Source organism: Paenibacillus turicensis, from assembly GCF_017873435.1.
In the GTDB taxonomy this organism is placed as follows: Bacteria; Bacillota; Bacilli; order Paenibacillales; family Paenibacillaceae; genus Fontibacillus; species Fontibacillus turicensis.
Genome location: NZ_JAGGKG010000001.1, coordinates 227137 through 246222 on the forward strand (window position 1 = coordinate 227137; position 19086 = coordinate 246222).

Here is a 19086-nt window from a genome sequence, read left to right on the forward strand (position 1 = left end):
TAAAGCTTAGCTATTAAAAAGCTCGGACGGACTTTACATCCTGCCCGAGCCTTTACATAAACTCTCTCTTTTTAGCTATGAGTTACTTATTATTTGCTTATTTATTATTTGCGGCTCTCCAAGCATCAATTTGGGCTTGTGCTTCTGCAATTACCTTGTCTAAGCCCGCGGCCTTAAACTTTTCATTTGCTTTAGGTAAATATTGCTCCGGATCTACGGTTCCTGTCATGAGTGAAGACCAGAACTCTTCTCTAACGTTTTGAATCGCTGCAATTTCCTGTGTAATCTTTGAGGTGTCAAAGTTAAAGCCTAACAACGGTGCGTTTACCCCAGCAGCATTAAAGCTTTTGAACTCTTCCCATTTGTTATCTGGGTCACTTTCATTTAAGTAAGTAATCATAATGTTACCAAGGGAGAAGGTTGGCATATCATAGCTTTTTGATGCTTCTAGGTTTTTCATTTTGTTATCGCCAACTTTTTCATAGTGAACCCCTTCAATACCAGAATCCACAAGATTACGAAGGTAAGCATCCGTATTGAGTAGATTTAAAAATTCCATCGCCTTTTCTGGATATTCAGAGTTAGCTGAAATTGCTTGCATCGAACCCATAACAGACCAGTTATAAATGTACGCATCACTTGCAGGCGTAGACACTACAGGGTAGCCATAACTTGCTGTCCATAAATTGTCTGCCATCGGCTGAGTTGCAGCACGGTCCATAAACCATTTTCCTGATTTGAACAAATCATCAACAGAGGTGGTTGTATCTACTTCAGGTGAAACATACCCTGCTTTGTAGTATTTGCGAATGGTTTTCAAAGTGTCTTTCAATTCAGGTGATTCAAGAATGTTAACAACCTTATAGTCTTTCGTATCTAAATAAACAGCCATCGGCATTTTTTCAATCACATAGTCAAATGGTAATACTGGCATGAAATCCTTTACCATCGCATATGGCGTAATATTTGGTTCATTTTCTTTGATCGTTTTTAACAAAGGCTCAATGCTTTCTAATGATCTTACGTTACTAATATCTAGCTTATATTTATCTAGAAACTCCTTGTTAAAGCGCCATACCTCCTGAGCAGGAAGCTCCTTGTTAGCAGGAATCGCATAATTATGACCATCTACCTTAGAGCCCTCAAGGAATGCAGGATCAATCATTTCTTTAATCCCTTTACCCTGTTTATCAAGCAAGCTGTCTAGCTCCATAAACGCGCCCTTACGCGCATTTTGCACATAATCTAGTGCCCATGAGCTAGTAAAGAGAATATCCATTGGCTCTCCAGAAACTACTTTTACTTGCATCTTTTGCGTGTAATCCCCAAAATCAATCATGTTGATTTTAACGGTCGCATTAATTTTTTCTAGTGTATACTTGTTTATTTCCTCTGTAACTCGGTCTAAATCCTTTTGAGGCGTCCCAATTGTGTACCAAATTAGCTCAACTGGTTTTTCAGAGCTTGAGGACGCTTTATTTTCTCCCTTTGTGCCCCCATTTGGTGCTGCTTTGTCTCCCCCACAAGCGCTAAGCAATAAAACAAACGCCATCATAGATGCTAACAATAGAGAAAAACGACTTCTTTTTTTGCTCATATCTGTCTAACCTCCCCCATAGTTTCCTCAAATGTGCTTCAAGGTCTAATTCAACTTTAATTCATGATAGCGTTTTCAAAAAGGTGAGGAACTAAATATATACTGCAAAAAATAAAGAAACCTAAACCTAGGGTGTGTCTGAAAAGTCAAAAGGAGTGGATATTGACGAATTTTCGGACACACCTTAGTTCAGGGGGCTAACTCCTAGACATAAAACCGCTAGACTAGCCCTTTATAATCAGTGGGTGACACACCCACATACTTTTTGAATTGCTTATAAAAATAACCTGTCTCCCAGTAGCCAACATTACGTGCAATTTCATACACCTTAAGTGGAGAGGTACGCAGCTCCTCCTTGGCACGTTCGATCCGATAACGATTAATATATTCCGTAAACGACTCCCCCACCTCTTTATGAAATAATTGCCCTAAATAGACAGGATGAATTTTATATTTTGCCCCTAACGTTTTAAGAGAGAGATCACTACTATAATGTTCTGTAACATAACTTAATACCTGCTGTACGACAGGACTTTTCACATCCTTCGTTAACGCATCCACCGTCATCGCGGCAGCCTCCTGAATAACAGCAACTAATTCATTAATTGAAGTAATCGAACGAATAATCCCAAACGCCTCTTGAAACAAAATCGGCTCCTCCACATGACGAATTTCTTTTAACTGCATCTTGAGACGAATCATCCATTCCATCGCAATATCCTGCAATAACTCAGGAGTGACTCCATCTAAATGGCGTAGCTGTTCAAAGGTCTGGTTAATACGTTGGATTAACCCTTCTTTGTCTCTAGCAACAACGAGCTTAAGATCGTCCTCCCATGAGATGGGCAAGGCTTGTACGGCTAATTCCGTATGGCTCTGCACTTCTTCGAACAAAATACATTCACGTTCAGGGAACAACATAAAATATTCCTGGACCCTTTTGGCATGATTATAGCTCTGTGTTGCCTCTAAAGTCTCCTCTACACTTCCCACGGATAAACGTAACGGATGATACGAGTTTAACAGTTGCCTTAGACTGCCATGAATTTCATCCACCTGCTCCTTGCCCCGCTGATATTCACTAAGCATATATAAAAGTACAATATCTCCGTCTATATCCTGAAAAGGAATAACAAACTTACAAGCTTCAACCTGCTTCTGAACAGCCTGGAACATTTCGGCACGTGAATGCTGGGGTCTAAGCAAGGCAACAAGGATTAAGGGTTTATCCATCGTAATCCCTAAAATATTGATACGCTCTTGGAATTCAGGTTGGGCAATCCCACCTCGAAGCCAACGATTCATTACATTGTCGCGTAAAATGGCTAAGCTAAACTCGTTTAACTTGTATTCCGCTTGCGAGGAGTCTAGCTTCTCTACGATCGTTATTAATGTGGATTTAAATTCTTCTAGATTAATAGGCTTAAGCAAATAATTTTCAATTCCTAACGCCATGCCTTGCTTTAAATAATCAAATTCATCATAACCACTTAAAATAATAACCTTCATTTGGGGATGACTTTTTCGCATCGCTGTAATTAATTCCAAACCATTCATACGAGGCATAGAAATGTCCGTAATTAATAGATCAACAGGAACAGGTTGCGATTGCAGCATCTCTAGCGCTTCTTGCCCATCCCCCGCATGACCTACAATTTCTAAGCCTATTTGTGCCCAATCCACGATATCGTATAATCCATCAATAATAAAAGGTTCATCATCCACAATAAATACTTTATACATCTATTGGCTGCTCCTCTCCAAGGTCAGGAAAACGTACAATCACCTTTGTTCCAAGACCAAGCTCGCTGTAAAGCTCCAGACCATAAGGTTCACCGTATAACAGCTTAAGCCGTTCATGAATGCTCCGTAGTCCAAACGATTTTGTATTTTCATCTGAATGGGATAATACAGCTTGAAGCTGCTCTAGCCTTCCTGGTGTGATCCCATTCCCATTATCAGTTACAGTGACACGTAACATTTTGCCTTCTTTGTCCACCGTAATACCAATTTCATTATCAGTTCTCTGTGCTTGCATCCCATGTAATATATAATTTTCAATGATAGGCTGGAGAGACATTTTCATCACAACCTTGCCTTCTAATTCCTCATCACACTCTAGTTTGTAGCTGATCCGATCCCGATAACGAATACGGAACAATTCTAAATATAAGCGGCAGGCCTCAAGCTCATCCTGTAATGTATGCTTAGGCTTCGTCTGCACATACCCTTTAAATAATACCGAAAGGCTATAAATCATTTCCCCAACATCGACTGCCCCCTGGGAAATTGCCCGCATTCGAATCACTTCCAACGTGTTATATAAAAAGTGAGGGTTTATTTTAGCCTCTAGCGCAGCAATTTCTGTACGCTTTTGCTTGATTTCTGCTTTATACACCCGATCAATATACAGATTTAGTTCCTCTAGCATATCGTTAAAGCTTTTAGAAATTTGTCCTAGCTCGTCGTCCTTGATATCGGTAATCCGCGCTGTTAAATCCCCATTTTTTACTCTGCGTGTAAACTTAATAATGCTATGTGTCCGTCTAGCAAAATTACCTATAAATAAGGAGGTGGTAAAAACCGCAAATAAAATACAAACCGTGCAAATCAATATAATCGTATTTCGTAGCCCACGATACATCACGTTAATTTCCTGCTTCGGAACGACACTAAGCACAGTGAAGCCACCTTGACTATGAAGTAATCTTGTAATAAACATGCCCTGCGTCTCTTCCCCTTCCGTTGAGGTGGCATGTACTTGTTCAGCATAAGGATACTTTTTGCCATAATATTGACCTGAGGAATCAAATAATACATCACCATCTGCAGCTAAGGCGACAATGGTTCCTTTAAAATCATCCTTATCGTTCCCCATGCTGTCCCAAATCCGTTCTGAATCAAAATATACAAGCAGCTGACCAATATTAAGTAAGGTTGCTTTGTTATTGATTGGTGCACGTATAGCAAACATAGGGACATCACTTAACCCAATACTTCGACGCACCCAAATATTTGTCCCCGATACAGGGCTATCCTCCTGATACATAGCATCAGGAACAAATGAATGTGCCGCATTGGTAGAAAAGCGTTGAAATTGTTGTTTTGCATTAAATCCATACAATTGCTGCTCTGTTGCACTATATAAGAGTAGGCTACGAATATCAGCATCATCCTCCACTTTATTCCGAAAATATTGAACGGTATCCAGCGGCGACTTATTTGCTGAAAAATATTGATCTAAACGATATTTCACATAATCCTCATAAGGATGCTCCAGTAAATAAGAGGTATTCCCCATCAAATCACCATCGCGATACACATCCCGAAGCATCGACTGCACCGACTCATATTTCTGCCCGATATAGTTACTTACACTTTCCGCCACACGCTTTTGAACCTCTAGCTGACGCTGCACAATAGATTGGGACATCATATAAAACATCAAATAGGAAAATGTAATAATCGTAACCACCGCTACGATAGAAAATAAAAATATAATTTTTATAAACAAGTTGTTTTTAAAATATTTTCTATATATTTTAGCTGGAAGCATGGTTTCCCCCCTCATGCTATATCTGGCTGTTGCAAAAATCTTTATTTTATTAATTTTATCATATGTGTTGATGCCGCTTACAAAGAATAATTTTACAAACTACATATTTTCTATTGAGATGGAGAGTGCGGTGTTTTAAGATTTTCTGATTTTAAGCTAAAAAGCCACCCGTAGGTGGCAATTTAAATCTGTAGGTTCGAAATGGGCTCAAGCTTGGAATCAGTGCTTGACAATAAACGTAACTAGCGAAGAGACAGAGAGATTCTGAAGGTTGTCTCTTAAAATCAAATTCCATCCATAAATATACCTCAATAGAGGAATATGATTTTAACAACAATCGCAGGAACTCTCTGGATCGTAGCTACCAGCCTCCAGTCGTGGTCAAGCACTAATTTCTAAATAGAGCCTCAAAATATACAATATTTAACAAGTCATCTCTACTCTACTCATTTCCTCTTAAATATACCCGCTCTGACAAGTTGCCTGCATAATCCTCCATCACCACATACATGACCTCGGCATGACTCGTGAAGGACAAGCTTGCTTTTGTTGTTCGTCCACGAATAATTTTGTCACGATTCGCGGCATTTCCTGAGAAATAAGTCACTGGGAATGACTTTCTTACACCATCCTCATATACATACATGTAACGCCAATCTTTAGCATTTGGCATCGGTAAATTTAGCTTATTGCCCTCCCAGCTCCATGCCTCTGCATACGGTTCCGCAATTTTATCTAGGAAGGTTCCGCTAACTGAAACTGGTGTGCCTGTTCCCTTCGCTAGCGTTACGATAAAGTCATCTCCATTTACAGGAAGATTCGTAAAGGTAACAGAATTTTCTGCTGATGAAACACTTTGTTGCTGGTTAATAGGTGATGGTGATGTGGTCCAGTTGACCGTTTTTAAGCTTACAGTTATATCACCTGTTGCTGTACCTTGATTTGCCCAAGTCACTGTGAAGTCTCCATTATCATGCATCGTTGTAGTTATATCAGATACAACCGTATTTAAATCATAGTGAACTGTAGCTGGAGTGCCTTCTACGCCATCTGCGCCAACAGCAACCACTTTAATTGTGCCTGATTTGGCAGGTAGTTTTTTAATGTAAAAGACATCATCATATTTTCCACCCACATACACATCATTTACATAAATATTGTATTGCTTCACTTGATTGTAGTTAGGATTAAGGTTCCATTTAAGGATCATTTCATTGGTATCGGTAAAGGCTTGTGTAATTTCCAAACCTGTAGGTGCAGCAGGCGTAATGGCAGAACCATCATAAATCCGAAGCTCACCTATATTGATTTGATAATTAGCTGTACCTGCCTGATCTGGACTAAATACAAGACCAAATGTAACTAACTTTTTACTCGCATAAGCACTTAAATCTAACTCCTTTGTGACCCAGCCATTACTTTGTTCTCCACTATTAGGGATAGGCACTTTGATCACTGAATTAGGTTGATCTGCAAACACAAGGCCTACTGCCATTTCTGATCCATCTGTAGCAGAAGTCTTGTTAAAGGTAATAGATAATTTCGAGTTGTGATTTAGATCAAGCTCTGTTTTGTATAATCGCAGGAAGTTTTCAGCATTTAATTGTCCTTGTACAACTAATGAGCTTCCGCCTTGGTAGCCACCAATTTGTTTGTAGTTATAGCGATTTGTACCTGATAAGTTATACTTTGGACCATAATCAAAATCAACGGTTAATCGGTTTCCAGTCGTATCCTGCCACCATTGCCACGTCACAGGTACATCCTGCAAGCTCATATTTGACCATTCATCCCAATTAGAGACGATCCCATTTTTGTAGTAAGACAATCCGTGTCCTGTATTAAAATGGGTATAGAAATTGCTATCGCCAATAACGGAGCGCTCTGTGATGACAGAAGCCATACCAGGCCAATAACGGTTATCTGCATACACATCTTGGACCGAATTGACAGACGGGTTAGTGGTGTTTTTAGGATTCACATTTGGCCCTGACCACCATAATTGCTCTCTAAGATGCGTCATCCATTGATAAGCATTATCTGTTCGACGTGAGCTTGGCCACGGCAGGTTCATATCCTCGTCGAGTCCTGCATGAACAAAATCAGCGCCAAGTGTACTTAAACTGAGTTGAGGGATTCCATTTTTTAATTTATTGCTAAGCGCAGTACCATTTACACTTGAGAAACGGTCACGTCCCGCCTCTAAGCCTGCAAAACCAACATCGTATAGGTTATAATTTGTACCTAATTGTGTATTTAGCTGATTTAAATAAGATGTTGCACTATTAATATGACTATTGCCTACACCGTAATCAAAAAAGTACGAGTTAGAAACCTTTTCTTTTGTTTGTTTATCTACCAAAAAGGAGATGTTGTTATCAGTAAACGTTCTAGTAAAAGTATTCGCGCCATTGTTTGTTGTTAATGAATCATACCACTGTACATATAACCCACCTTGCTGCAAGGTCTTCATGAAGGCGATGTAATCAGGAATGTCAGCGACAGCGACATTAGGGTTCATTTCCTCTTGATTTACAAAATAGCCGTCAAACCCAAAATAGTTTGCCATTTCAATCAACTTCTCTGCCACAGGGAAATTCCCTTGAGCGTCCTTTACAAGCATTTGCTTATACGTCTGCTGTCCTCGGTCATTGTTGGAGAAAAAAATACCAGCCAGCGATTTCACTCCATTTTTGTGCGCCGCATCTGTATATGTTGGGTTAGGTATGTTTAACATCCCAAACTCAAACCACTTTTGCTGCCAATCCTTTTGCGCTAAATCATCATAATATTGTGGAGGGGTATACGCGGTTGCTGTACCATGCCAATAAGAATAATAGTCAATATATTGCCAGAAGTTAAAATGATATTGCGCAAATTTATTTGTATAAGGTGCATTTTCAATAAATGCGTTCCCGTAATCCCCTGCAACCATCATCATTTGCGTGGATGGCGTTAAGGATGGATTTGCCTGTGTTGCAGCAAAAGGCGAAATTCGTTGCTGTAACGGTACTCTTGATCGTAATAGCTCTGCATCAGGATCAGTTTGCGGACTCCAATTTGCAATATGATTACTCGTATAACCATGAACACTTGGTTGATTGACACCGTGAGCACTTTCACCCTTAAATGGCCATGTATCCCCAGCTAGGGCTGTCGGCGCCAAAAGAGCTGTTAGCATCGTAACTACAACTGTAATGGTTGCATATTTAGTTGCATATTTAGGCTTAACCCTCACTTTTCTAGGCGACTTTTGTTTCTTATAAATGTTGTCCACTCTCCTCTTCGTGATTGTAAACGCATTCATAAATAGGTATACCGCTGTATCGCTAACTTCTCCCTCCTTAACTTCAACTTTTTTTATCAAAACCAATCTATCGTATTTCTGTGCTTTCAAATAGAAGATAAATTAAAGATAAAGTAGATGAATTAAAGATTTAGTGTATTTAAATCTCTACCTTTAACCCATACGTTTAGGAGATTTAACTGATCATCCAGCATTAAAATATCTGCCCTTTTCCCTGCCTCTAACGATCCGATTAGATGATCTAGTCCAAGTGATCTGGCTGGCGTTAAGCTTGCTACCTTTGATGCTTCCTCGATGGATAGATTAGCTTGCTTTACAAGGAAGCGAAAACCTTCGATCATCGTTAATGTACTGCCTGCTAATGCACTTGGATTATCGGTAAGAGTCGCTTTCCCCTCTAATACGGTAACAGGAAGGTCTCCAAGCATATATGCCCCGTCACTTAAACCTGCTGCAGACATGGCATCGGTAATTAATAGTAGATTATTTTCCTTTTTAATGCTTGCAAGTAACGTGACCATAGCAGGGTGTACATGGATTCCATCCGCAATAATTTCCGCAGAAATACGCTTATCAGTTAAAATTGCACCTACCGCCCCTGGCTGACGATGATGTAACGGGGTCATCGCATTAAATGTATGCACGGCATGATTTAAACCTACATCTATAGCCGCAATAACTTCCTCATAGGTTGCATCTGTATGCCCAAGTGCCGCTGTAATATGATGCTGACGTAACCACTGAATTGCTTCCTTGGCTCCTTCACGTTCAGGTGCTAATGTCACTTGTCTAATCAAATTAGGGTATCGAGCTTCCCATTCCTGTAGCCAAGTCACTGTTGGAGATATGATATGCTGTGGATTTTGTGCCCCACACCACTTTGGACTAATAAATGGTCCCTCTAAATGAACACCTGCAATTTGGGCATAACTCATTTCCTCATGCATATAATTATTCACTTCAGCTAATACACAATCGATTGCTTTTTTGGGCGCAGTCATGGTGGTTGCTAACATCATGGTTGTGCCATGCTTACTATGGAATTTTGTAATCGCATCTAATGCCGTTTTATTACTGTTCATAAAATCGTACCCTGCACCACCATGAACATGCACGTCAACAAAACCTGGAATGAGCAGGTTATCTTGTTGATCGTCAATTGTCCATTTATGATATTGGGCTGGGAGGTTTTTATATTCCCCTACATAAGCAATATGTTCCCCTGAAAAGGCAATGACCCCTTCAGAAATCAGTCCACGAGGTGTCAATACCTGACCTAATAGTAATTTACTTATCATTTCAGCCATTTTCCTGCTCCTTTATCTACCAAAACCACTACATTTGGATGACTTTGTAGCAATGATGCGGGGCATTCAGTTGTAATTGGCCCCTCTACAGTGCGATACATCGCCTCCGCTTTTTCCTCGCCTCTAACAAGTAAAACAATTTGTTTTGCCTTCATGATGCTTCCAATTCCCATGGTAATTGCTTGCTTCGGCACTTCATCTATACTGTTAAAAAAACGAGCATTAGCCTGTCTAGTCTCTTCCAGCAAATCCACCACATGTGTCTTGCTCGTTAAGCTTATATCCGGCTCGTTAAAGCCAATATGTCCGTTACTGCCAAGCCCAAGCAGTTGTAAATCAACGGGACCCAAATCCTCAAGCAGCTTCTCATAGCTTACACATTCTTGCTGCAGGTTCTCCGCATTGCCATTAGGTACATAGGTGTTACTAATATCAATATTTATATGATCAAAAAGATGTTGGTTCATAAAGCTGCGATAGCTCTGAGAATGTCCATCTGGTAAACCTACATATTCATCTAAATTAAAGGTCGTGGCTTTCGCAAAGCTCACTAATTTTTTACGGTACATTTCAATTAGCTCAGCGTATACACCTAGAGGTGAACTGCCTGTAGCCAAGCCTAAAACGGCTTTAGGATTACTTTGCAATAAACTCACAATCAGTCCAGAACCAGTTCTAGCAAAATCGTTGTCATTCTCAAATTTCATAATGTTCATTTAGAGGAGCCTCCTTTTTTATGGCGATAGTGCTGTACGTTAACATAGGATTGCTCTAATTTAGGAATGTAATCCTTAAATCTAGTGCTTACCATTCCCGTAAACAAAATATCAATGATATGTAGCTGGGCAATACGAGAAGCCATATCCCCTCGGCGCATCCCTTGCTCTAATGAAGAAGAAAACAAAGGAATATCGGCAAGGGAGGCTAGCGTGCTACTTCCATAAGACATCATTGCCACTGTATGAGCGCCACTTGCTGCGGCACAACGAAGAGCATCAATCGTTTCTGGGGTTTCTCCAGAATATGAAATAGCGAAGGCAACATCTCCCGCCTCCAGTGAAGATGCCGAAGTAATTTGCATATGTGAATCTGAAAAAGCAGTGCAATTTACCCCAATCCGAATGAGTTTCTGATAAAAATCTTGAGCAACAATTGCCGAAGTTCCCATCCCATATAAATCTACCCGTTTTGCTTCACACAACAGTGATACAGCCGCTTCTAACCGTTCAATATTAAGTAATGAGGTTGTATCCCGGATAGAAGCAATATGATTACTTTGCATCGCCTCTACAATAGTAGATATTTTATTGCCTGCAATAATGTCCTGATAAGCAGGAGTCCCCGACATCCCCTCCGACTCTCCACTTGCAAGTTCGGCAGCTAGCTTTACTTTAAAATCAGGAAAACCCTTAAAGTGAAGCTCTTTGCAAAAACGGGTGATCGTTGCTGGACTTACCCCACAAAGCTCAGAGAGCCTCGTGATTCCCATTAAGACAATTTCTGTAGGCGACGCTAAAATATATTGGGCTATTTTTTGTTCAGTGGAGGAAAAGCTCGACTTTTTGGACTGTAGTGTATTTAAGATTGGGAGCATAGTTAGCACCTCAGATTGAATTTTTGAAAAAAATTTCATTAATATTATTATAAATAAAGAAAAATATTTTCTATTTAAGCATAAGCTAAAACAGATTACAGTTCAAGTCAATCGTACAAAAGTTACATTTTGAAGCAAACTGCGTAGCAAAATCGTTAAAATACTATATTCCTTTAAAAAACTGTGATAAATATCTCAATCTCTTAAAACAGTACTCAATTATAATGGACAAGGAACTTATTTTCGATTATAAACTTGGGGGCAAAAATATATGGGGTTTGCAAAAAAAATTACAATCACAGTAATTAGCATCCTAATACTCGTAGGGGGCTTAATTGGTGTGTTCAGTTACTCCACAGCGTATCGGCAGGTGGAAAAATCCGTTGGGGTCGAAACGGTAGGCTGTGCCAATATTACGACTGGATTAGTGAATCCAAAAGACATTGAAGAGCTTGCTAGTGGTAACACAAATAAATTAAAGCAGATTGAAGAACAATTAAACTGGACGGTTGCTCATAAATCCTTATTCAAGGAAGTTTTTATTTTATCTCTTGATGGTAAAATTATCGCAGCAGATGAGAACATTAAGAAACGTGGTTACAAAGCAGGGGATGACTTTTATTTTGATCCAAAAGCAAAAAAAATGATTACTGAAATGAAGCACTCAGCTTATACTTCTGTATACACTTACGATAATGTAAAGTTATTAACGGGGTATGGCCCAATTTATAAAAACAATGATTCTAGCCAAGAAATTGTTGGGCTTATGGCAATTAACTTTGATGCCTCTATTATTTGGGATCGCACTTGGGAAATCATTACCTTACCTTTCATTATAGGTGCCGTTGTATTTTTGCTCGCAGCAATTGCATTGTATTTCTTTATTCATCATATGGCATCACCGATTGAGAAGCTATCTAAGCAAGTTAAGCAAATTTCTCATGGTGATTTAACGATCACGCCTTTACTTTTGAATCGGAATGACGAGGTAGGTCAACTTTCTAAAGACTTTGGCGTTATGACTGAAAATTTAAGACAACTTATCCTTAAAATTAGTGAAACATCAGAACAAGTGTCCTCTTCTGCTCATTTGTTGTCCACAACGACAGAACAAACAGGAAAAGCGGCTCACCAGACTGTACAGGTAACTGAAGAATTAGCTGCAGGTGCAGAAAAACAGCTCATAAATTTACAGCATGGGACCGATACTTTAAATGAAACAACACAGCATATCGATACGATGGTAGAGAATGCTAGACACGTTACTGAACGTGCTCAATATGCTTCTACCACAGCGCAAGAAGGCTCTGCATCACTGCAACAAAGCATCGATCAAATGAACATTATGGAGCAAAAAATAGTGTCGCTTTCTCATAATATTGTTGAGCTAAGCAGTCACTCCCAAGAAATTCATAATATTGTAAATGTCATTACAGATATTGCTGCGGAAACACAGTTGCTCGCGATTAATGCAGCAATTGAAGCTGCTCAAGCTGGTGAGCATGGTGGAGGTTTTTCCGTTGTTGCTGCCTCAGTTCGTAAGCTAGCGGATCGTTCTAAAGAATCAGCTAACCAAATCCGTCATTTAATTGAATTTATTTTAAGTAAAATGGAAGAAACCGGCGAAACGATGGAATGGACAGCCAAAGAGGTTGCACATGGTACACAGCTTGTACGTGATGTGGGCGGCTCTCTTCAAAGCATCGAGGATTCTTCAAAAACTACAGCAACCGCGATGGAGGAATTAACAGCAACTGTAACTAAGGTGCATACGAATGCTACCTCTCTTGTCCAAGCTATTGATGAAATTGTGCTTCTTGCTAATCATGCTTCAGACGGTACACATAGCATGTCTGCCGCATCTGAGCAGCAGCTTGCCGCAACACAAGAAGTCGAGGCTTCTGCCAACTTTTTGTCAGGCTTATCGGACAAGCTTCGTTTGTTAGTGAAGGAGTTTCGGGTTTAGGGGATTTTCAATCTAGTTAAGTAAATAGATAAAATAGCGCAGGCTTTTCAGCCATAAAGATAGATTTTATGGTTGAGCGTTGCGCTATTTTTAATTTTATTGATTTATATTAAATTTCTCTTTGTTTTTACTTCTAAAATAAGTCTTTTCGGCTGATACCAACCTCGATCACGATACCATGTACAATGTTAACATTAACAACAAAAAAGGCTGACGCCAAAATTCATTGACGCCAACCTACTTTCTATCTCAAAAATTTAACTTAGTTAATTCAAACCTACTTCAATTATTTAGCTATATAAGCATTTAACATCCATCTGTGCTTGTCTAGCGCGGATACGATGCCTAACAACAAGTCAGCGGTTGCTTCATCATCTGCTTGAGTTGCAGCTTCCATACCTTGTTTTAGTTCATCTGTAATGCTTTCGAAATCAGCAACAACACTTGCTACCATTTCTTCTGCACTTTCTCCACCTTTAGCTTCTTTAATCGTTGCAAGCTCTAATGATTCCTTCAAAGTAGATACAGGAGAGCCGCCGATTGACAATAGACGTTCTGCGATGTCATCCAAGTATGCTGTAGCTTCGTTATATAATTGTTCAAATTTCTCATGAAGGGTAAAGAAGCTTGTCCCTTTCACATACCAATGATAATGATGAAGCTTCGTATATAGAACTGTCCAGTTAGCTACCTGCAAGTTTAATTTCGTATGAAGCGCTTGTTCTGTTGGTGTTGCAATATGATTTGCCATTTTAAAATCCTCCAGTTCATATCATAATTTTAAATGAATTAACACTCTTTAAATTTAGACTAAATCTAAATTACTTGAATTAATAATACCACTTTCTGAACTACCATGCAATGAATTTTAGATGAAATTGTCATGAATTCATTTATAACATTACATCTACAACGCTACAGCAAGTTTGTGCAAATTTGCTAATTTGTATGCAAGGTAAGTAAGCATGGTATCATCCTTCATTTGAAAAAAAGAACCAGCGTAAGCGCCAGTTCTTCTGTTGTAGTTATAACTTATCCAATTTTTCAGTGATTGAATCAACCTTTATAAATTCGTCATAAATCTGATGAAATCAATTCTAATGAATTCAACCGATCAATCTTTACGAATTTGTAGTTTAAATTGCTCTAAGCTCCGTTCCAGTTGACGCAAGCCATCTTCTACAATTTTTCGATCTACACCTTCTTGCACCGCTTCATATTTTGGCTGGCGTTGATATGCCTTTTTTTCTTCCTCTGCATAAGCTTGACGACGCTGGATTTCTTTATATTTGTCTAATAAATCCGTAATTATATCGTAGAAGCGCTCATAATCAACGATAATATCATCGAGAAAACGATCCACTTCCTCCTTTTCATACCCACGCATTTTAACGTCAAAATCTTTTTCATGAATGCTAAGCGCATCCATTTTAATACCAAGCTGTTTAAATAAACTTTTTTGATCCTCTAATTTACGCGAATAATCATCCTGCATAAATATCCCTCCGTACTATCTTGGAAATAACCTATGTTGCTTTATATACTCTACCACAATATTTGACGATTTTCGATATTACTACAGAAGTTGAAACCAAAACCACGATCTGGGCATATGCTATGTCATCAAGCAATAAAGGAGCGAATGGCATGGATTCTTACAATCTATGGATAATTATCGTGATTGGGCTTGCATCAAACCTTGATAATGCAGGCGTAGGTATCGCCTACGGCGTTCGGAATATCCGTATTCCTTGGTACTCTAACCTCACTATTTCCTTCATTTCTTTTTTAGCTACGCTCGTATCAGGATTATTTGGTAATTGGATATCCACTCATATTCCAGTATGGATTAGCCATCTTATCGGAACCATTGTTATTGTTTCCGTTGGGGTATGGGTTTTATTACAACCACTTGCAAATCAGCTTCGAGCTCGCCATAACAATTCCAACAATTTCACTCATTTTATTAGCAACCCAGAAAAAGCAGATAAGGACCAATCTCAATCCATTAGCCTACCTGAGTCCATCTTGTTAGGGACAGCACTTGCGATGAATGCGTTAGCTGGTGGCTTTAATGCAGGAATCACCTCGTTAAACATTTGGTGTACTTCACTGGCAGTTGGCGTCATTAGTTATGTTTTGCTGTGGGCATGTGCAGCGTTAGGTGCAAAATATATTGCAGAGCGTTTTGGCAACGTAGCGACTGTAATTTCTGGTTTATTATTAGTTTTAATCGGCATTAATCAAATGTTTTAGCATTATGCCCCTGTGGTGGGTGGCTATAACCTATACATTGCACTTTGACTAAATGGACTTATAACTATATTGCCTCCTACCCCAGTATTACTTAATGTTTTGAAAATTTTAATATTGTTCCTATATTATTACTTTTTTTCATGTTTAAATCATCTATAATAAAAATAGCCGATAAAATAATTCTATACTCCTAGATATATCTAAGCACAAAGTCGGACTAAAGCCAAACGAAAGCAGGAGATTTTTACTATGATTTGGTTGTCCAATTATGAACAAGAACTAGACCTCGCTTTTAACCAAGCAGCACAAATCTTGAACACCTTACCACCAAGCTTTAACAAACAGGCCTTAGAGTACTTGGATAAATTCCATGCACTTAAACACAAACGTTCAAAAAATTACATTTGTTACTTACTACCTTATTGGCTACAAAATTATTTTAATGTGAGTATGACAACGACACGTGATTTTGCAGTAGCAAATATTTTTGGTATGATGTATTACCATTTAATTGATGAAATTATGGACGAGCCTATCAAGCCTTCTAAGTATCAATTACCTTTAGCAGATTTAATTTACTTGGAGTTTCACACTATTTATAGTAAGTATTTCCCCTATGATTCGCCATTTTGGTCTTACTACAAACAATACATAGTCGAATGGGCCGAAGCAGTTACAGAGGAAAGCGAAAATGATTATTTCCAAACCGATCCGATCAGGCTTGCTCATAAGGCATCGCCTGTAAAAGTAGCAATTGTAGGTTCAATGTTTGTAACACATTGTACAAATAGCACATTGATTGTTCAGATCGAAGACGCAGTTGATTTGGTATTGCTAACATTACAAATGCTAGATGATTATGAGGATTGGAAAAAAGATTTGAAAGAAGGGAGTTATAATTGCTTGCTTTCTATGATCCAAGCAGAGCTTAACATCCCCCGAAGTCGAAGACCTAATGTAGAAGAAATTAAACAAGCATTATTTGTCCAAGACATTCTTGTGAAATATGCAGAAATTGCGGTTAATCACCATGAGCAGATGACAACAATTCAACAATATGCGCCAGATCTCGTTTTATTTCACAAATTTTTATATGAAAATCTTATTGAGGCCGGATCTCAAATCGCAAAGGATCGTTTATTGTTACAAAGTGGAGGTTTATCATATTGGATTGCTAAAAATAGATAAAATTGCTAGAAATACGCCAATTAATATGATATAATTTCTTTGTCAATATTAACTTATAAGTTATAGAAAGGGTGATTTTTATGACAACAGGTACCCTACTACACAACGAAGTTATTCAAAGGGCATGGCAAGATCCGAGTTTCAAAGCAAGGCTGTTAGAAAATCCAAAAAAAGTATTGCAGGAAGTTTTAGGAGTTATTTTACCAGACCACATCACTGTAAAGGCCGTTGAGGAAAACTCAGATGAGTTATATTTTGTTTTACCCCAAAATCCCTCAGAGGTTTTAAAATCAGAAGTAAAGCCCCAATCTGTATGGGGCGTTTAGGTTAGACATTTAGGTAGGTACAGTAGATGGGAAACTGATGATTACTTCAGTACCTACCCCCAATTTACTTTTGAACTGAATTGTACCACTCATCACTTCAATAATCCGTATCGTAACCATTAATCCAAGTCCAGTTCCTTTTGTTTTGTTAGAGAAATAAGGCTCCCCTAATCTAGCTAATACATCCTCACTCATACCTTCTCCATTATCTTTGATATGAATAAAAATTCGATTTTTATTTTCATACGCCCAAAGTTGAATATCACCTTCATCATGTAATGATTCAATGCTATTTTTAATTATGTTTACAAAGGCTTGTTTGAATTTAGAAGAATTTCCACTAATAAATAAATTTCTAGGAATATTCACCGTAATATTACCGCCTTGCAAATTCGCCATCGGAATAAGAATCCCTTCAATATGAATAAACTCTTCCAATATATTTAAGGTCGTATTTTTCCCAACCTCTGGCTTCGCAAAGGTAAGGAAGTCTGTAATAATCCCAGATGCACGATCCAGCTCGTCTAAAGCCATATTTAAATACACTTTATCAGAGTTTTCTTGCTTCTCAGCTACTAATTGAAGAAACCCTCTTGTAACCTGTAAAGGATTACGCACTTCGTGCGCAACAGATGCTGCTAACTCACTAATAATCTCCATCTTCTCTGAACGTTGTAGTTCATTATTAAACATTTCAAGTTGTTTAGAATATTCAACAACTCTACGATGATTTTCAGCAAACTGTCTCCCTAAAATAATAATAAGAGAAGTCATGAAGCTTAATACTCCCCATTTCCATAAAGACAAATCATAATATCCTGATCTAAAATAAAACCAGATCAATTCACCTACACCTAAAATTGCAAAAATCATAAAACCGATTGAAAAAATAATAGCATCTTTATTTCTTTGTACTACATACACAACAACAGAACTTATTAAAATAATAAACTGAACAATCATAATAAAGCCAACAAGATTACCTGAAATAATTCTATAAATAGGATATAGTTTATAATTAGATAATTCATTTATAATCATTAAAAAGATACAAAACGTAAAATAAACAACTTGAAACTGACGTAGTTTTTTTGTAATCGATTTATAACCTTGCCCAAAGGTGCTTTCAAAAAATATAGTAAACGCAGGTAATAAAATATATAAAGACATATCAAACAATGCAACATATAGCTTGCCATATTTCTCATACATTGTGTACAAAAAAGGATTATATGTGATCATAATTATACCACTAGAAAAAATGAGCACACATAATGAAATCCAGCTCTTTTTATGAACCGTGTTTAAGAAAAATGAACAACACAACATAATGATAGATATAAAGATAAGTGCTGAACCTAAAATATAATCGGCATTACTACTATTAATATACACATGTTCTAATTGAAAGTAGTCACCAACGATAATTTGATCTTGAATTCCAATTCTATTTTTAGACTGTAATCCTAAATAAAAATAATCATCAGTTCCATTGTTTGCCAAAGGGACTAATACTTTTACAATTTCATAATTGAAATCTCTATTTGTCTCATACAATATTTTATCTTCGTATTTTATTACAACATGATAGCCGTATATTTTTTCAAAAAGTATAGCCATTGAATTCATATCTATTTCTGGAATTTTAATGCGAAACCATTGTGAGGACTCTCCATAAGGCTTGTTAAGCTGAGCCTTTTTTGTACTATATTGCTCCCAATCAGGTAAACGCTCTAATTGTGCCTTGCTAATGTTTACATCAAATTTATCTACCCAAGTCATTTCTATTTGATCTATAACATGATGTTCTACTGGAGCAGAACTTGAATTCTTTAATAAATCTCCATAAAAAATAATGGTTAATACAACCACAATCACAATCGAAGCTTTATAAAAAGCTTTCATTACTTCAGCACCCCTGCCAATAAAATATTAGGATCGTGTAAACTTCAATATTACTGTCCAAATCACCTTTAATTACTTTCAAAC

At 38.0% G+C, this 19086-nt stretch carries 14 protein-coding genes; 4 read left to right on the forward strand and 10 right to left on the reverse strand.

Translation table 11 applies throughout. From position 1 onward, the window contains the following. Positions 1 to 97: 97 nt before the first annotated feature. From J2Z32_RS01000 to J2Z32_RS01030, 7 genes are all read right to left on the reverse strand, one after another. Positions 98 to 1597 carry an ABC transporter substrate-binding protein gene (locus J2Z32_RS01000; RefSeq protein WP_210087273.1) on the reverse strand — a complete coding sequence of 500 codons (1500 nt, stop codon included), beginning with the start codon at positions 1595 to 1597 and terminating at the stop codon, positions 98 to 100. 219 nt (positions 1598 to 1816) lie between these two features. Beyond that, entirely contained in the window at positions 1817 to 3340 is a 1524-nt protein-coding gene (locus tag J2Z32_RS01005) for a response regulator transcription factor (protein ID WP_210087274.1), read from the reverse strand. Further along, entirely contained in the window at positions 3333 to 5153 is a 1821-nt protein-coding gene (locus J2Z32_RS01010; protein ID WP_210087275.1) for a sensor histidine kinase, read from the reverse strand. The genes J2Z32_RS01005 and J2Z32_RS01010 overlap by 8 nt, the downstream gene beginning before the upstream one ends. Before the next feature lie 442 nt (positions 5154 to 5595). Beyond that, positions 5596 to 8520: an endo-beta-N-acetylglucosaminidase gene (locus J2Z32_RS01015; RefSeq protein ID WP_245251022.1), complete on the reverse strand. Its 2925-nt coding sequence runs from the start codon at positions 8518 to 8520 to the stop codon at positions 5596 to 5598. Between the two features lie 62 nt (positions 8521 to 8582). Next, complete coding sequence (gene nagA / locus J2Z32_RS01020; protein ID WP_210087276.1) at positions 8583 to 9767, reverse strand: N-acetylglucosamine-6-phosphate deacetylase; 1185 nt, start codon at positions 9765 to 9767, stop codon at positions 8583 to 8585. Beyond that, positions 9755 to 10483: a glucosamine-6-phosphate deaminase gene (gene nagB / locus J2Z32_RS01025; protein ID WP_210087277.1), complete on the reverse strand. Its 729-nt coding sequence runs from the start codon at positions 10481 to 10483 to the stop codon at positions 9755 to 9757. The genes nagA and nagB overlap by 13 nt, the downstream gene beginning before the upstream one ends. Continuing rightward, the gene (locus tag J2Z32_RS01030; protein WP_210087541.1) at positions 10480 to 11361 is read right to left on the reverse strand and encodes a MurR/RpiR family transcriptional regulator; all 882 of its coding nucleotides are present in this window, start codon (positions 11359 to 11361) and stop codon (positions 10480 to 10482) included. The genes nagB and J2Z32_RS01030 overlap by 4 nt, the downstream gene beginning before the upstream one ends. Before the next feature lie 271 nt (positions 11362 to 11632). On the opposite strand from J2Z32_RS01030, the gene J2Z32_RS01035 reads away from it, so the two are divergent. Further along, positions 11633 to 13327: a methyl-accepting chemotaxis protein gene (locus J2Z32_RS01035; RefSeq protein ID WP_210087278.1), complete on the forward strand. Its 1695-nt coding sequence runs from the start codon at positions 11633 to 11635 to the stop codon at positions 13325 to 13327. Positions 13328 to 13613: 286 nt separating this feature from the next. On the opposite strand, the gene J2Z32_RS01040 is transcribed toward J2Z32_RS01035, so the two are convergent. After that, the gene (locus J2Z32_RS01040) at positions 13614 to 14078 is read right to left on the reverse strand and encodes a Dps family protein (RefSeq protein WP_210087279.1); all 465 of its coding nucleotides are present in this window, start codon (positions 14076 to 14078) and stop codon (positions 13614 to 13616) included. A 363-nt stretch (positions 14079 to 14441) separates the two neighbouring features. Further along, positions 14442 to 14822: a DivIVA domain-containing protein gene (locus tag J2Z32_RS01045; RefSeq protein ID WP_210087280.1), complete on the reverse strand. Its 381-nt coding sequence runs from the start codon at positions 14820 to 14822 to the stop codon at positions 14442 to 14444. Between the two features lie 122 nt (positions 14823 to 14944). Between J2Z32_RS01045 and ytaF the strand changes: the two genes are divergently transcribed. The 3 genes from ytaF to J2Z32_RS01060 all read left to right on the forward strand — a co-directional run bounded on the left by ytaF (position 14945) and on the right by J2Z32_RS01060 (position 17097). Beyond that, positions 14945 to 15583, forward strand: a complete 639-nt coding sequence (gene ytaF, locus J2Z32_RS01050) for a sporulation membrane protein YtaF (RefSeq protein WP_342453902.1) — start codon at positions 14945 to 14947, stop codon at positions 15581 to 15583. A gap of 249 nt (positions 15584 to 15832) precedes the next feature. After that, positions 15833 to 16771 carry a hypothetical protein gene (locus J2Z32_RS01055; RefSeq protein WP_210087282.1) on the forward strand — a complete coding sequence of 313 codons (939 nt, stop codon included), beginning with the start codon at positions 15833 to 15835 and terminating at the stop codon, positions 16769 to 16771. Between the two features lie 80 nt (positions 16772 to 16851). After that, entirely contained in the window at positions 16852 to 17097 is a 246-nt protein-coding gene (locus J2Z32_RS01060) for an NHLP leader peptide family RiPP precursor (RefSeq protein WP_210087283.1), read from the forward strand. A gap of 9 nt (positions 17098 to 17106) precedes the next feature. Here the strand turns inward: J2Z32_RS01060 and J2Z32_RS01065 are convergent, their stop codons facing one another. After that, complete coding sequence (locus tag J2Z32_RS01065) at positions 17107 to 19002, reverse strand: sensor histidine kinase (RefSeq protein WP_210087284.1); 1896 nt, start codon at positions 19000 to 19002, stop codon at positions 17107 to 17109. Positions 19003 to 19086 lie beyond the last annotated feature (84 nt).

Bases quoted from the DNA above. Each gene is read 5' to 3' on its own strand.
- J2Z32_RS01000 (WP_210087273.1), bottom strand. From the start codon at position 1,597: ATGAGCAAAAAAAGAAGTCGTTTTTCTCTATTGTTAGCATCTATGATG.
- J2Z32_RS01005 (WP_210087274.1), bottom strand. From the start codon at position 3,340: ATGTATAAAGTATTTATTGTGGATGATGAACCTTTTATTATTGATGGA.
- J2Z32_RS01010 (WP_210087275.1), bottom strand. From the start codon at position 5,153: ATGCTTCCAGCTAAAATATATAGAAAATATTTTAAAAACAACTTGTTT.
- nagA (WP_210087276.1), bottom strand. From the start codon at position 9,767: ATGGCTGAAATGATAAGTAAATTACTATTAGGTCAGGTATTGACACCT.
- nagB (WP_210087277.1), bottom strand. From the start codon at position 10,483: ATGAACATTATGAAATTTGAGAATGACAACGATTTTGCTAGAACTGGT.
- J2Z32_RS01030 (WP_210087541.1), bottom strand. From the start codon at position 11,361: ATGCTCCCAATCTTAAATACACTACAGTCCAAAAAGTCGAGCTTTTCC.
- J2Z32_RS01035 (WP_210087278.1), top strand. From the start codon at position 11,633: ATGGGGTTTGCAAAAAAAATTACAATCACAGTAATTAGCATCCTAATA.
- J2Z32_RS01040 (WP_210087279.1), bottom strand. From the start codon at position 14,078: ATGGCAAATCATATTGCAACACCAACAGAACAAGCGCTTCATACGAAA.
- J2Z32_RS01045 (WP_210087280.1), bottom strand. From the start codon at position 14,822: ATGCAGGATGATTATTCGCGTAAATTAGAGGATCAAAAAAGTTTATTT.
- ytaF (WP_342453902.1), top strand. From the start codon at position 14,945: ATGTCATCAAGCAATAAAGGAGCGAATGGCATGGATTCTTACAATCTA.
- J2Z32_RS01055 (WP_210087282.1), top strand. From the start codon at position 15,833: ATGATTTGGTTGTCCAATTATGAACAAGAACTAGACCTCGCTTTTAAC.
- J2Z32_RS01060 (WP_210087283.1), top strand. From the start codon at position 16,852: ATGACAACAGGTACCCTACTACACAACGAAGTTATTCAAAGGGCATGG.
- J2Z32_RS01065 (WP_210087284.1), bottom strand. From the start codon at position 19,002: ATGAAAGCTTTTTATAAAGCTTCGATTGTGATTGTGGTTGTATTAACC.